Below are 14,781 nucleotides of genomic sequence, written 5' to 3' on the forward strand. Positions count from 1 at the left end.
TCGCGAAGCGAGCTCGCCTCGGGGAACAGTTCGGATCATCCTGACCCGGGGTCGCCAACCCCGCGGATCTTGGCTGGATTTCCACGGACAGGGGGGGCCCTCGCCGCGAGCGTGGTGCCCTTTCCGCCGCCCTTTCCTTCGTGCGGCCCCGCTCCCCGTTCGTCACCTCGATCGGACGTGGGCCCCTGGGCGCGAACTCGGGGATCGCCTCATGGAGCGGACGGCACAGGTCAAGCCCGAGCTCGGCCGCCGTGCGTGCGGCACGTCGGTAGCGGTTGATCATGTCGCTTGACTTGTGCCCCGTTCGGTCCTGCACCCACGCCTCCGTTCGTCCGTTCGCGAGCGCCAGCGTGACGAACGTGGCCCGCGCGTCGTGAAGCCGGATCCGGGTCCTCGTCTCCGTCCGCGCGAACAACTCCGGCCGGCGAATGCCCGCCAACTCCAGATGTCGACGGAACCGGCCGGCAGTGTCGCTCGTGGTGAGCCGCTGTCCCTTCTGGCTTCCTTCGTCATACACGAAGACGTGCGCGTCCCCCGACACGCGCACGCCTCTCGCCGCGCAGTGGTCTCGCCAGGCGCGCAACGCCGCGACGACCCCAGGCGACAGTGCCCACGCACGGGGCTCATCCGTCTTATTCACATCGAGCACGATCGCCCCGAGGTCCAGGTTGATCTCAGTCCACCTCGTGTTCAGGGCTTCCGAGCGGCGCATCCCTTCACGATGAAGGAATCCGTAGAACAGGCGCCATTCCAGCGGAACCTGCGTACAGCCCAGCAACATCGCATCCTCATCGGGATAAAGCCACCCCTTCGCTTTTCCTGCTTGGTACCGCGGCACGAATCCACGCGGGAGCGGATGCACGGCGATATGGCGCAGTGGAAGGACCGCCAGCGAGCAGATCCGGTACACGAGCTGCGCGACGGAACGGCGCGAATTTGGCGAGAGCCTCGGTGGCAGGCTCCGCATAACGGCTTCCGCGTGGTCGAGCGTGAACTTGTCGATCGCCACGTCCCCGACCATCGGATAGACGTACTTGTCGAGCACGTATCGGTTGGTTTCTGCACTTCGTCGTCGCTTGACTCGATCGGGATAGAGATCCGCCAGCTCGCCGCTCGTCCACCGCTTGCCGATTTGCTCGATCGTCGGCGTCAGGTTCTTCTGCACCACCTGCCCCGATGCGATCATGTCAACGGCCTTGCGCACCTCGTCCAATGCCTTCCCGTCACGCACCGCGGCGCGCTTGATGATGTCCGGCGCGATGTCGTCGCGTGCGGAGCTTCGCGGCCAGCTCCGCCAGGATGGCTTGACGCGCGACGGCGCTCCGCTCGTCCTTGCATGTTTCGAGCATGAAGCTTTGCCGCTTCTTCGTTCCGATGGTGAGCCGCGCGAACCACTTGCCGCGCCGCTCGTAAACGTTCCCCGTGGCTAACCTGGGCATGTTCCAACTCCTCCAATCAGTGACCATCCAGGGAACAGCCGAGCGGCCGTGCCCTGCGATTCGGGCTCCTTCCCGCGGAGCCATGGGAGACGCGAGAGAAACTCCCCGTCGTGCCCCCCGGGGCCATGACGGCATCGCGGCACGTGTCAAGCAACGGATGGCGCGGGAGGGGGGGGTATGGCCCGTCTACGGGCCGCAGAGGCGAGAAGGCAAAGGCGACCGTACAACCCGCGGGGGCCGGACGGTTGTCAGACGCGCCGAGCACGGCGGTTCGTCGCTCGCGCGCGGCTCGGACTGGCCGGGCGCGGTTGTAGGCCGACGGCGCCGAGAATGTCGTCCGCGTGCTCCGCGGGCGCGGTGTCGTCGGTGGGCGCGGCGTCATTCGTGGCCGATGGGGAGGAAGGGGTGGCGCTCTGCTTGCGCGCGTTTTCTTCGAGCCACGCGACGAACGCAACGCGATTGACGATCCGAAGCTTCCCGAGCCGCGCGACGGGGACCGGGAAGTCCGGGGCGCGGATGGCCTCCAGGAAGACGCGCCGCGGGATGCCGGTCACCGCCTCGACGTTGCATTGCGAGAGGGTTTCGGGCGGGGGCGCGACGAGCTGGAGGACGCCCCGTGGGATCGACAAGGTCGCCGTGATGTTGCCGTCCGGGCTGCGGGACTCACCGATGGACATGTCCGCCCTCCCATGGCGCACGAAGGGGCGCCGTTGCGTGGATCCAATTCTCCCGCCCGTGGGGGACGCGAGACAAGGGAAAATCGAGGTCGCCGTCGAGTTCTATATATATAGCCGACTATACGTATAGCCATATAGCCACATAGTCATGTAGCTAACTATACAGGCGGCCGGCACATCCCTCGGCCGCCCACTCGGGGGCCCCCTCCCTGGCGGGGCGTGTGTAGCTGTTTTCGCGCAACTGGCGCCGGTGGGCCAAGAGGAATCGAAGCCCGAGGCGGCGTTCTATACATAATTCAAATTACATCAGCACGTATTACGTATTACGGCGCGGATGCTGGGCGGCGCGGGCCCGAGCCCCCCACTTCTCGGCGCATCCTCGGCCGGGCTCTCGGGGGGCGCTCCGCCGGCTCTCGGGAGTACCCGGAAGCCATGGCCCGAGAGCCACTCGAACCCGATGGCTCTTGCCATGGAAAAGCCATGGCTTTCCATGGATCCGAAGGGGATGCATTGCACCTCCCCCAGAGTGTCGCGAGTCCGCAAAATCCGGCTGATTTTGAAGGGTACGCGAACCCCCCACATCGTGAAACATTTCCGTGGCCCGTTGCCATGGCTCCGGCGAGCAAAAAGTGGATCGATTTCTGGACCCTCCATGGCCCCCGAGTCTGTGAAACAAGGGTGCCGAACCGACCTCCATGGCCCAAACACGGCGATTTCGAGGCCTGTCCGCGGAGGGCATGGCTCTTGCGCATGCAGCGAACGTGAAGTCCGATACCGACCCCGGCTCCGTGAAACATTTTCTGGGCCCGAGGCACGGCTCCGCCGAGCAAAAAGTGGATCGATTTGTGGACCCTTCTCGGACCCCGAGCCTGTGAAACAAGGGGGCATACCCGCCCGGTATGGCTCAAACGCGGCGATTTCGCGGTTCGTCCACGGAGGGCACGGTGCTTGCGGTGTCGGAAAAAGTGAACTGAAGTACAGAACCCAGCCCTGGGGAGGTGCCGAGCCCCGGCGTTCTACCGAAACATTCGTCGAAAACCGATTACATTGAGTGGCTTTTTCACGTCTTGATACGACGAAACAAGGGGGCTCTTCCCTGATTTCGGACACGTAGCTCGGCTTTTGCGGGTTTTCTTTGAGCAACTCGTCCCCAAGTCTTGAAGCATTCCAGCGCAGACGTAGCGGGCTCCGCCGGTTTCCCGCTGATTTTTGTGGATCGCGGGAAGCCAAATGTGCATAGTGGTCGGCTGGAGCTTCTGTATGGGTATGAGCGACGCCGCCGTGCGCCCCGGTTTGCCAATGCAAACACCAGAGGTGCAGCCTTCCGCAGTCTGCACTGCGGTCGTGCTCATCGGCGTTTGCGAATCCTCGCCGGATCTCGTGGCACTCGGGACGGCGCTGGGGGCATTCGGGGCAGGTCTTGCCGATGTTCCGAACGTCGGGCCCGCATCGATGATCGAGTCTATCCGGCGCAGCCTCGCGGACGCGGCATGGCGCCGAGCGGCGCAGGAGACGCTCGCGGATCAGCGTGTGCGATTGCTCGCGGGCGCGTTCCTCAAAGCCTGCGAGCAGCGCGTGCCGAGGCCAGTGTCCAACCCGGATGACCCGGCATGGCTTGCCGGAGTCCGGGGCGCGTACGAGGAAGACGAGCGTCTCCAAATCCTCGCCGACACCCTGCTCGGAATGCTTCGGTTCCCACGCGAGGCGGCATCCCCGGCGCCGTCTGCGCGCCCGGCGCCCACGCCCACGCCTGCACGCCCCGTGGCTGCGGCTCCCGCGCGCCCTGCGCCCACGCCCGCGCCGTCCGCGCGTCCTGCGTCTGCGGCTCCCGCGTGCCCCGCGCCCACGCCCGCGCCGGCCCCGTCCGCGCGTCCTGCGTCTGCGGCTTCTGCGCCCGCTGCGCATCCTGTGCCGCCCCCGCCGCCGCCCCCACTTGCCATATCGCTGCATACGGAACTCGCGTTGTACACGTTGATGGCAGTGACGCACGCGGACCGAGGGCTCAAGCACGCTGAATGGCAGCACTTGAACCTCGTGCTCGGCGAGAAGTTCGCGAGGTGCCAGCGTGTGCTCATGGATTCGAGCGTGCTCGCCATTGCGGGCGCCATCGTCGCGTACTCCCGCGCGAAGGGCGCGAACGCCGCCACGTTTGCCTTGTCTCCGACATCCGACGTGCCTGCTGAACTCGTGGCGGTCGTCGTCGGCGAAGTTCTGGCCGCGTGCCAGGACGCCCCCCCGATACCGCTCCGCGCGGAAGTCGTGGTCTACACGGCCCTTGCGGTGAAGAAGGCAGATCGGGGGCTCACTCCGTCGGAATGGGAGAACATCAACCGCGGGTTCGGCGGTCGGATCGAGAGGTGCCAGCGCGTGCTGTCGCATCCGAAGGTTCGGGCGGTGGCTGACGCCATCGTCGCGCGCGGCCGTGCCAAGCGCATCGACGTGACAACGTTCGCCTATTCGCCAGCAAACGAGGCGTACGGCGAGCTTTTGGCGGCTGCCGCCGGTGGCATGCTGATCGAGTCTCGACCCAAGCCCGCGGCACCGTCGCCGCCCGCGGCACCGTCGCCGCCCGCGGCACCGTCGCCGCCCGCGGCACCGTCGCTGCCCGCGGCGATGGTCCCCGCGCCCGTCCCCGCGGTCCCCACGGCAAAAGCGCCGCGGGCCCCCGAACCGCCCGTCCACGCGCCCGCGGCAACGGCCCCCGGCACCGCGCCGGCACGCGTCCCCGAGCCGCCCGTTCCCGGGCCAGCGGCAGAGGCGCGCGCCGATGTACCCTCTCGCGACGAGCTGCCGGTCCCCACGCCCGCAGGGGCCGAGCCGCCCGTTCCCGCGCAAGCGGCAACGGCCCGCGTTGCTCGCGCGTGTCCCAGGTGCGCGCGACGGATGCCGTTGGCGGCACGGCCGTGGCGGAGCACCGCGGCCAGGTCGGGTGTCGAACGAGACCCAACGCCGCCGGTTCCGCCGCCGCCTCCCGCCGTTGCCGCGCCCTTGCGACGTGAGCCCGTATCGCCCGTGGCTTCGGTGGCGCCAGCGGCTCCCGCGCATCTCGTGGCCCTTCCGGTCACCATGCCGACGTTGATCACCGTGGCGACCTCGGGCCCTGTCTCCGGCGCGCTGCCTGTTCCGGGGGTGATGACGACCTCGACGCGCGTTGCCGCAATCGGCGTGTCGTACACATTGCGCTCGACAGTCCACGAGCCTTTGCCCCGAGGCCGGTCGCCGCCGCGAGTTGTGGACGCAAAGGCGCCGCCTCGCGGGTGATAAGCCGGACGGAAGGAATGGGAGGCGCCAATCGTAAGTGGCCGCCGTAATTACGCTTGGCATTATCTCGCGCCTGCGCGTATCGTGATGACGGACGGCGGCGCTTCGGGGGGGAGCGTCGTTTTGGAGGCCGTCCCCGGCTCCCGGAAAGTTGCTGCTCGATACCGGTCGATCTTTCGGCCGCTCCCGGTAGCCGGCGTTTTCCGATGCGCTGCACCCCCGGGGGGCGTCGGCTCTCCAGCCCGCACGCTGGCAAGTCTCTCGGGGTTTTGCCGGCTGGACGGTTTGCCGGGGGTTGGTAGTATCTCGCCCCCGTGGCGAGACCTGCACGATGCGCTCCCGGTAGGACCTGAACTCACGGGTCCAATGCTCGATCAGCGCGGCTCGCGCGTCGGAACCAGGGGCGATGCGTCGCCGAAGGGCTCCTGCACCCCGACTCGGGAGCGCCCTTGCAGTAGCCGCTTGGCCCGAGCTGTGCTATGCGCTTCCTCATGTCGACGCGGCCATCTGTAAGCCGCACGTCCCGACGCCTGCTCGTGCTGGGGACTCTGGTCGCCACCATTGTAGGCTGTCTCGCCTATGCGTTCACCGTAAATCCCCCTGGGCTCTCGGCGGCAGAACGCCTTTCCGCACACTTGCACCCTCGGATGCCAATCAGCGCGGTCCAGCAGCAGGCCGAGCTACTTGGCTTCGCATGGCAAGTGCATCCCACGTCGCCAGAGCCCGGGTCTTCTGGTTCGCCGGGCCGAGAAAGCACGATTCACATCATCTGTCACCAACGACCTATCAATGGCACCGTGGAGAGTGGCCGACATGGCGCCATCGACGTTTGCGAGGAGCTTCGCCTCGCACCATCTTTCGGGGCGCTCTTCGCATCTCACTCTTGTAACATTGTCTTCAGAGGCGGCGAAATCGAGCGATTTTGGCTTTATGCCGATTGATGCGCAACGTTCTCGCGCGCCGGAAGGCGCCGGGTTTTTCACTGGTGCTGAGTGGCTCGAGCCGCCCGGCTCCGGACTCGTTCGTGCGGGAGGAGCGCACGCGGCAAGTGCGTGTGCAGCAGGTCACATCTGTAGTCGATCGAGGGCGCCAAAGGAGGCTTGGCGGACGGCATCGTCGCCAGGCGGGAACGGATATAACGAGATCCTCTTCGAGGATAAGAAGGGCGGCGAGTTCATTCGTGTACATGCCGAACGCGATAGGGCGGAGTCTATTCTTCGAAGCTCCCTTGCAGTCAATTTGGCCGCGGGACGCATCCGGTCCGGCAGAGTATTCCGCCCCCATTGCGTTCGGACATTATACGTCCGATTGCGGAGATCGATCTTGCGCTCGCGTCGAGGGTTGTTGCAGAACGGATCGTCAGGAAGAACGCGGGCACGCGCACACCGCCGCGGGGGCACGCGACCGTCGATTGCGGAGGGAATGTCAAGCCTTATCTCGGCCGGCCCTGTCCTTCGACGAGTCGGCTCACGCAATCCTGAGCCGACCGCTCGAGGACGCCATGGCTGCCTTGCAAGTGAGAAACCGCCCCTGATAGGTTTCCTGCATGACTGGCCTGAACTGCATGGTTGCCCGGATCGTTCGGGCAGCGCTTCGACGAGCAGTCCTGGTCACGACCGCTGCCGTGGCGGCGCTCGTGCTGGGGGGATGTACGTTCGGCGACGTGCCTGATGAGGCAGCACAGCCCAGCGTCGGGCCCTGGTTCGATGACAACTGCGTCCCCGTGGAGTGCTTGTTCGAATGCTGCGACGGGTGGAACTACTCCGAGAAACCGATCCTCCACGGAGGGGTCGTGTTGGGACCCAAGTGCGACGAACTCAAACAGAGAAATTCTGTCTACTCGGAATACGTTGATCTCATGGTGGAGAAGCAGAATTACTGCGCGGACGACTTCAAGTACTTGGAATCGGGGTATTGCCATGTCGTCAATCCACCAGACGTGGTCAAGGAATTCAGCGCCGATGGCCAGATCGTGTATGCGGGGCTGAGCTTCTTGGTCTGCCCAAAGCAGGGACAGTATGCGGCGCACCCCATGGTCGATGTGGAGATCATCCTCCAGGAGTGAGGGGCGTGGGCTGATCCTGCTCGTGCGCCTCCTCGCGATCTCCGGCATGGTTTCCACCGTCATCTGCCCCGCGGAGGTGTTCGCCCAGGAGGGCCCCTGCGCGCCCCCCGAGTCCTTTCACGGGTACTGGGGCGGCGGGCAGGTCCAGGTGCGAGAGCGCGTGGCGGGGATTCCGGTCCTCGCCACGACCCGTTTTTCGTACAGGCAGACGCGGTACTCTCCCTGTGCCAGTGGGACACCCGTGCTCCCGCCTGGGGTTGGAGAGGCCAGCATCAGCGTGGGTGTCCCTCTCTTCGACAACCGGCGCGGCGGGTGGCTCCTGCAAATGGCCGCCCGCGGGCAGGGCTCGCAGAGGGCGGGCGAGCCCGTGAGCGGCGTCGTCACCGGCGCGCCCGCCACGGCCGGCCACCTCAATCTCTGGGAGACGCCGCTGCCGTTGATCCAGCTCACGGGGGCGGCGTCCGCGGCCATCATGCCGCAATACCGAGACGTCCCCCTGTCGATCGCGTATCTCGGCGGTGTACGGGTATACGCTCTTTACCAGAAGCACGCGCAAGCCAATCTGGGCCTCATGGTCGGCGGCAGCAATGCCTTCGTCGATGTCGTCCCCTCGCTCGCCTTCCGGGGCAGCAATCTGGCGCTGGGGAGGTACAAAATGGCGATCGGCTTCGAGCTCCGCTCCCCCGTCACGTTCTCTTCTGGACCGGTACCTCTTCAGTGGCGACTCTGGGGCGCCTTGACGCTCGTGGTCGACAAGGTCGACGAGAACACGCGCGACCGCGCGCATGGAGCGCAGACGCCCTCGCCCTCCGTCGACCTGGTGCGTTCCCCCCCCGAATCCGCTCCGTCGACCCAGACCGCCTGGGAGATGACCTTGTGACTGCAACCGCTCATTCAGGGGGCAGCGCCCATTCTTTACGGCAAGCGCGGCGAGTTGCTTCCACCCATCCAGTCACATTTTGCTTTGTCCGACCGTTGTAGGTGAACTTTGACCACCAAATGCGGTTCTTTTCACTTTGCGTCAGCTCGTCCTCGTCCAGATGCGCGGGGAATTCATGGAACTCGGCGCACTTCTCGACGCTGTTGAGCAGGTACTCTGGAAGCCCTGCCTCCTCCACGCACGACGAGCTGGTCATCACGACGTTATGCAAGTTGATATGGCCATCGATGGTACCGCAAACGTACCCATTCTGCACCGTCTCTCGCACCCTACATTCCTGGACCTCTCGCCGTAGAGCCTCGACCTTGGCGGCCTCCTCCGGCGCGGCGTCTTGCGCCACGATGACGGGCGGGGCGATCTGCTCCTTCGCGAGCTGTCGCAATTCCTTTCGACACGCCGCGATCCCTTTCTTCACCTCCTCCGCGGAGACAGGCTCCGCGCTCTTCGACCGTGCCGGCGGCCTTCGCTCCCGGGTCGCCCAGCCGACCAGCACGCCGCCGCCGAACACGAGGCCGACCACGGTCAGCGCGACGAGGAGCCGAACGACGAGGCCAGCACGCTCGGGCTGCTCGCTCATAGGGGCACCTCCTCGCGCTTGCGCTGCTTCGACCCATCCACCCCCGGCGGGTACTTGGGGGGCGTCTCGGTGCACGTGAAGACGAACTCTTTCAGGCGGCGGAGCAGCTCGTCCTCCGTGAGCGTCCGATGGATCCGGATCGCCTCCGCGACGAGGCTCGATTGCTCCTTCGTGAGCTCGTCCGCGCGATAGTCGGGTGGAACGTCTGCGAACACGGCGCAGCGATCGAAGTTTTCCTCGACGAGATCCGCAGCCCGCGACTTGGGCCCGCACATCAAGCCATCCTTGGGCAAGGCCAGGAGCGCGTGGAACTGACGGGCCGCGGCGACGCAGACCTCCGCGCTGGTCAAGAGTCCGCGCCTCTTGCATTGCTTCAGCTCCCCTTCCAGCGCCTCGATGGTGGCTGGCCTTTCGCCCGCATCTCGGTTCGCGTCCCCGGGTGGAGCCGCGGCGTCCGAGGGGGTCGCTCCTCCTTGCGACCATGCCGCCAGTTTCTTCTGACACGCCGAAAGCTCTGCCTGTGTTGCGCGATCCGCTGTCGGTCCTGCTGGCTTCTCTGCGGCGGCCGATGGGCTTCGTTCCGGTATCGACCTGCCAGCGAAGATGCCAGCACCGAAGACAGGAACCAACAGAGCCGCCGCTGCAATGAGAGGAACGGGATGACGCGGCTTCTTGGCACCTTCCGTCATACGACGACCTCTACCGTCGGGTGCAACCGTGACCCAGGTCGCGCGCAGCGCGGCCCACTAAGCATCGTGAAGCATGAAGCGACACATTGTTCCGTCCGGTGGGTCCGTCCCCCTGTCGCCCGTTCGGCCGTGCTTCAGCCGCGCCGCGTAGCGGAGGCTTGCGCAGTCCACGAAGTAAACGCTACCACCGTGATATATCCTTGTCCGCCCAACTGGCATCATCTGCTCGTGCTGACGCTCCCATTGGGTAGGACTTCTCTACACTCCGTGCCGTCTTGCGGCTCCCAGGTCTTGATCTTGATGTCGACTCCCACTTCCGCTCGCGACTGCACCTGTACACACGTGAAAGAAACTGATCCAATGTTGCATGGAGTGTCGTCAACAATGGCGCCGAAATAGTGCACGCGATGTCCATCCCGACGTCCCGTCGACGATACCTTATACGCATCGGTGAGGGCCTTTGCGCCGGTGGTCGCATATCTTCCGGGAGAGCATACATCTTTTCGCACGACGACAATGGTAACCGGATCCATCGGTCGCCATCGAATCTTGCCGGTAGCTCGCTGCAACAAGTCGACCCACATCCTCGTATTCCTATAGCCGGGAATCTGCTCGAATTCACCGTAGGACGGCGTAACGATGGGCAGACTTACTTGAAGTTCGCCGCTGCCCACAAATCGTTCCGGAATCTCGGAAGTCGGCGTGAAGAACAGTGCCGCCCGCTGCTCCCAGAGATCCTCAAGGGGTTCGAGTTCCGCACGTGTAAACGGCGCCGGCTGACCTTGGTCGTCGTACATGCTTTCAAAGAGGTTCAGCCGGTTGCTCATGACGAGTACCCTCCACCTGTCATTTACTCAGTCCCAGAAGTCTTCAGTCGCAATCTCGCGTGGCGGAGGCTACGGGCGCTCATGCTGACCGGAAGGAGCCAGAATTGGTTGAAGTTGTTGGAGGACGGCGCTCTCGAAGCTCTCTCTCGCGGCGGTTAGTCTTCCAAGCGGGAGTTTAAGCAAATCGGACACCTTTTCGGGCGTTATTGCTTTCCGAAGCAGTGCAAGGGTAGGCTCATCTTGATACCACGGACCACCTCGACCAACCCTGCCGATCAGTAGCAGCGAGAGTCGTCCTACGAAGGCACGATAAGCGAAGAACGCCTGCCACAGTGGCTCGCTCAAGAATGGGCGCATCCGCTCGATATCTGTACTTTCCAAGAACATCTTCTGAACGTTGTCCTCAGAGACATTGCGGATGAGCGCTTTAGCGTTGTCATTGCTCAGGCCGCCTTGGTACTCATGCTCAAGAAGAACGTCCGCCAAGGTCAGCACGCTTGGTACGGCATCGCGAAGAGCGATGACACCATTCCAGAGACGCTCCGCGGCATCAAGCTGGCGCTGGGTGAGGATCTTCTGCCCTGGAACGCCCGTGGTTGCAGCGCTACCAGGCTTGTCGATGGGTGCTTCTAGGGTAGCATTTGACAGCGGGCTCAGACGCGGTGAGTCGCTTCTCTGCTTTGCTGCGCTGCTTGGTTCAGGTTCGGCGCGGTGCTGCTCAGGAACAGGTGTGATGGCGGTCGCTTGCAATACACTCTGGAATGCCGTGAACACATCGAGAGCCGTCCGTCCGGAGCAGGCTCGAAAATACGCTTCCTCGAGCAGGCGCTGTTCAACGCCATCGACACGGGTGGCGAATAGTCTCAAGACCTTGGCGAGGTCGCGTAGATCCTCATCGCGCGTTCGAGCGGCCGTTTTCGAGCCCACTTCCGCGAGGCTGTGAGTGTAGAGTATATCGACGACCGTAGCCCGCTCTCCAGCGATTAGAACATTCCCATCATGTAGGTCACCGTGAACAATGCCTGTTCGATGGATCGCTTCAAGCGCTTCGGCAACCTGCCTCATAAGCAACAATACAATTTGAAGCGATAAAGTTGCCGAGAGTTGCGATAGCGGCGGACCATCCACGTACTCCATGATGATCGCGCGTCGAAGCTCTTTAGATTCCGGGTGAGGTTGATCCTCTACGCTGTGCACGACGACGACGGCAGGGTGGCGAACGCGCGCGAGCGCCTTCGCATGCACAATGGCGTCTTGTTCCATGCGGCTTGGCGTTGTGCTGTTGAAGAACTTCACCGCCACGCGGCGGTCAAGCTGATCCTCGGCGCTCCACACCTCTCCAGCGGCACCCCGGCCGATCCGGTCATGAAAAATGAGCTTCATTACGATCTCGTACGTCGCTGATTGCAGGAAACAGGCTGGAAGGTAACGAAGGGCTGTCCCCACTGCCGGACGCCAGTTTCTGCCGCTGCGCTAAGAGCGGCCGGCAGCAAGCGCTTGTTGGGCAGCACCGTCACAGCTTCGTTTTGAGCTCGTCGATTAGGGCGATAATGTTCTTCTTCCGGATGTCGGGGTCCTCCACTTGAAGGTACTCAATCGCCCGGAAGTCGTCGCCTCGCTTCCGATTCTGCGGGGGCTCGAGTCCCTCGATGAGCAATGCTTCCATTGTCACAATCAACATGTCGAGGTTGAACGTTGAAGACGCCGGCGGAATAAGCTGACCGTCTTCGTCGACGGACGAGATACCGAACCACGAGAAACGGTCCCAGCGACCATTCAATCGGTCTGCCGTGTGTTGCCGGAGTCGAACGCCAAGGGGTTGATCGGTCGTTCGGCCAACGTACACGACCGACCTCCCGTCGTGGAGCAGGTACACGCCTCGCTGCGAACAGAAATTGACAGGCGCACTTTCAGGTTGCTGTTGGCCGAGGATCTTCGGGCTTGCTCCCCAGAGGACGTTCGCACGCGCCCAGTACATGCCGAACGCATTTATCAAACCCGTATCGTCATCTGTCTCGCTTTCTGCTGCCTCATTTGGACCGTGCTGAGAGGGGCCAGACGCAGGAGGGGGTGAAGCATGCCGAAGGGCGTACACTCCACGGGCGACACGAATAAATGGGGCGTTCTCGCCATCATTCTTCAGCGACTGCCCGATTGCAACGTTAACCGCGATCGCCGGAGTCGCGCCGAACTCAGATCGAAGGCGCTGCTCCGCGATCGCTTCTGCAATGTCGGCATAATGCATGGGCTCCGCACTGCCCTCGAGCACCTTGATTGCGGCGTCACGCCAGCCGTAATTTTCCATACCGTACGTTCTCCGAGGTGCCCTCGCGGCACCGATCTGAATGCCCGCCCAACGCTCGGCTCACCCGCGAGCGACGGAGGGGCGCCGGAGGCGCCACGGAGTCGCTCGTCGGCGTGCAGCCGTGGGTTGGGCGGCCCGGTTGCGGAGACTGCGGTCCGACGTCAATCATCCTTGCTCATAGCGTGGCTGAGCCCGCCGTCACAGTGCTCGCACCCGCTCGACTCGGTCTCCGAACAGTCGTAACCGACCCACCCTTCATCGCACCACCCGCAGTGTTGGAGCGCCGAGTCATCAAACTCCATGCCACAGGCAAAGCACCGGTATCCTTGCCCTCTCGCAACCACAACGCGCATCTCCAGGCACTCGCCACAAGAGTAACGCGTATCACCGACAATAGATCGCGTCTTGGGCGACATCGGCGCTTGGTCGTCCATAAGCCGTGCAAGGTCAGAAGGTGTGTGTGTCTCGCCGCACTCACACGCAACAACACCGACGAAGCCGTCCGCGAAAGGATGCCAGTTTCCGCAGCCGAAGTTCGCCACCTCCATGTTGGCATCGCAGACTGGGCAGTCGAGAGTCGTAACATATGACTCACCTTCTTCGAGGATCCCCGACTTCATCTCGCATACGGGGCACCGCGTGAGGTTGTCCTCGTTGGCGGGTTTCTTGAAGATGCCCTCTTTGGTCAACTCCTCGAAGCGGACTTCGAGGCACTTCTTGTGTTGGCGAAGGGTCGCGTCCACGGTCGCGATGCGGGCCGCAAACGCCGCGTACACATCCTTCCAGGTTACGACGAGGTGCTCGTGAATATGGTACCAGACGCGAAACTGCTCCCCAACGATCTGGGTGATATTCTGGGACGGAATGAAGTGAACAGCTTGATTGCGGTGTGCGAACACCGTCTTCAGGAGTACCGCTTCCCGTTTCAGAGGCGTTCCGGTCACACTTGTAATTGCATCTGTGAGTTCAGTGGCTTGAATGCTATACAGTGTGCCATCCTTGATTTGGCTCCAAGGCGTGGCGTGAGGTCGGCTGGCCACCAGCGTCCAGTGCTCGGCGAAGAGGCGCGCCTTCAGCAGCAACTCGATGCCGGTTGCAAAGTGAGAGACCGAGAACTCGGGCTCCTTCTCAAGCTCGGTTGCCGACTTCTCGATGAAGTGGAGCCCGTTGGCGATCAGGGCGTCGAGCCTCGTCTTTAGTTCTTTTGGTGTCGGCATGTGCGGAGTCCGATGGGCTTCGTTCGATGTGGGCGAAAGGAAATGCTAGTCCGTCGTGTCAAGCCCCTCTTGCGGCGTCGGGGGTTCGACCGCGCACGCTCCCCAGCGCGCCGCTGTTGGTTCTCTGGGTGGGCATCTTCGGCCAGACGCCGTCCGCCCAACTGTGTAATTAGCCCGCCGCCGCATAACCACCCCTCGCGCTGGTTAGCCCGCTGCGGCGTAACCACGCAGCCCGGCAGGATATGCAGCGGCGGCATAACCCGCCTCTTTCGGGGATTCGGCAGCCGCCAGCTTATCGCAACCGTTGCAGCAAAATTCGTGCCAGTGCGTACGCGCTCCAGCGGGCGGCATGCCTCGCGAAGATCGACAAGCGCGTTACTTGCCACACGCTGCGCCACAGCTTCGCCACGCACCTGCTGGAAGCCGGCACCGACATTCGTACCATTCAGACTTTGCTTGGGCACAGCGACGTGCGAACCACGATGATCTATCGATGAGGTCGGGGTCTTACGCCGTCCCCTGTGAAGGCTCAACCGGAAGTTCGCGACACCCCCGACACCCATATAAGAGCGTGTATCGCATGGTCCGTCCTGGTTGACAAGACAGATCCAGACCCCTCGGGGAGCACACATGCTGCGCGCCCCGCGCCGCAGCACCCGCTTGGGTTGTCCTACCTCTGCCGGCGCGTCCCTCGCTGCTCTTCGATGGTTGTGGCGGGCAGCGATTCGCAGAACGTGAGCGGCAGTCGCAATATAATCATCGGCGGGAGCCTCCTGGAGACGAT

At 63.7% G+C, this 14,781-nt stretch carries 12 protein-coding genes and 1 pseudogene; 4 read left to right on the top strand and 9 right to left on the bottom strand.

The annotated features are described in order from the left end of the window. Nucleotides 1-268: 268 nt before the first annotated feature. From KEG57_RS56215 to KEG57_RS36535, 3 genes and pseudogenes are all read right to left on the bottom strand, one after another. Nucleotides 269-1,186, bottom strand: a pseudogene (locus KEG57_RS56215) (tyrosine-type recombinase/integrase); the annotation flags it as partial. Nucleotides 1,187-1,223: 37 nt separating this feature from the next. After that, entirely contained in the window at nucleotides 1,224-1,439 is a 216-nt protein-coding gene (locus KEG57_RS36530) for a hypothetical protein (RefSeq protein ID WP_272424359.1), read from the bottom strand. Between the two features lie 248 nt (nucleotides 1,440-1,687). Beyond that, on the bottom strand, nucleotides 1,688-2,116 hold the full coding sequence (locus tag KEG57_RS36535) for a hypothetical protein (RefSeq protein WP_272424360.1): 429 nt from the start codon (nucleotides 2,114-2,116) through the stop codon (nucleotides 1,688-1,690). Between the two features lie 4,191 nt (nucleotides 2,117-6,307). Between KEG57_RS36535 and KEG57_RS56220 the strand changes: the two genes are divergently transcribed. Genes KEG57_RS56220 through KEG57_RS36545 form a run of 3 tightly spaced genes read left to right on the top strand, consistent with a single transcriptional unit; the run spans nucleotide 6,308 to nucleotide 8,322 of the window. Next, nucleotides 6,308-7,048 (top strand): bacteriophage T4 gp5 trimerization domain-containing protein, encoded by a 741-nt coding sequence (locus KEG57_RS56220; RefSeq protein ID WP_372518209.1) that lies wholly within the window; start codon nucleotides 6,308-6,310, stop codon nucleotides 7,046-7,048. After that, complete coding sequence (locus KEG57_RS36540; protein WP_372518207.1) at nucleotides 7,002-7,442, top strand: hypothetical protein; 441 nt, start codon at nucleotides 7,002-7,004, stop codon at nucleotides 7,440-7,442. The genes KEG57_RS56220 and KEG57_RS36540 overlap by 47 nt, the downstream gene beginning before the upstream one ends. A 22-nt stretch (nucleotides 7,443-7,464) precedes the next feature. After that, nucleotides 7,465-8,322 carry a hypothetical protein gene (locus KEG57_RS36545; RefSeq protein WP_272459354.1) on the top strand — a complete coding sequence of 286 codons (858 nt, stop codon included), beginning with the start codon at nucleotides 7,465-7,467 and terminating at the stop codon, nucleotides 8,320-8,322. 10 nt (nucleotides 8,323-8,332) lie between these two features. On the opposite strand, the gene KEG57_RS36550 is transcribed toward KEG57_RS36545, so the two are convergent. The 6 genes from KEG57_RS36550 to KEG57_RS36575 form a co-directional block, all read right to left on the bottom strand. After that, complete coding sequence (locus KEG57_RS36550) at nucleotides 8,333-8,959, bottom strand: hypothetical protein (RefSeq protein ID WP_272424363.1); 627 nt, start codon at nucleotides 8,957-8,959, stop codon at nucleotides 8,333-8,335. Next, complete coding sequence (locus KEG57_RS36555) at nucleotides 8,956-9,309, bottom strand: hypothetical protein (protein WP_272424365.1); 354 nt, start codon at nucleotides 9,307-9,309, stop codon at nucleotides 8,956-8,958. Before KEG57_RS36555 ends, KEG57_RS36550 begins: the two co-directional genes overlap by 4 nt. A gap of 557 nt (nucleotides 9,310-9,866) precedes the next feature. Further along, nucleotides 9,867-10,475 (bottom strand): hypothetical protein, encoded by a 609-nt coding sequence (locus KEG57_RS36560; RefSeq protein WP_272424366.1) that lies wholly within the window; start codon nucleotides 10,473-10,475, stop codon nucleotides 9,867-9,869. A gap of 69 nt (nucleotides 10,476-10,544) precedes the next feature. After that, nucleotides 10,545-11,858, bottom strand: coding sequence for a protein kinase domain-containing protein (locus KEG57_RS36565; protein ID WP_272424367.1), 1,314 nt, complete (start codon nucleotides 11,856-11,858; stop codon nucleotides 10,545-10,547). A gap of 130 nt (nucleotides 11,859-11,988) precedes the next feature. Then, on the bottom strand, nucleotides 11,989-12,780 hold the full coding sequence (locus KEG57_RS36570) for an HTH domain-containing protein (protein ID WP_272424368.1): 792 nt from the start codon (nucleotides 12,778-12,780) through the stop codon (nucleotides 11,989-11,991). A 161-nt stretch (nucleotides 12,781-12,941) separates the two neighbouring features. Beyond that, nucleotides 12,942-13,997, bottom strand: coding sequence for a hypothetical protein (locus KEG57_RS36575; RefSeq protein WP_272424369.1), 1,056 nt, complete (start codon nucleotides 13,995-13,997; stop codon nucleotides 12,942-12,944). A 242-nt stretch (nucleotides 13,998-14,239) separates the two neighbouring features. Here KEG57_RS36575 and KEG57_RS56465 point away from each other — a divergent pair, with 242 nt between their 5' ends. Continuing rightward, complete coding sequence (locus KEG57_RS56465) at nucleotides 14,240-14,494, top strand: tyrosine-type recombinase/integrase (RefSeq protein WP_272424371.1); 255 nt, start codon at nucleotides 14,240-14,242, stop codon at nucleotides 14,492-14,494. Nucleotides 14,495-14,781 lie beyond the last annotated feature (287 nt).

This window comes from Polyangium jinanense, from assembly GCF_028435365.1.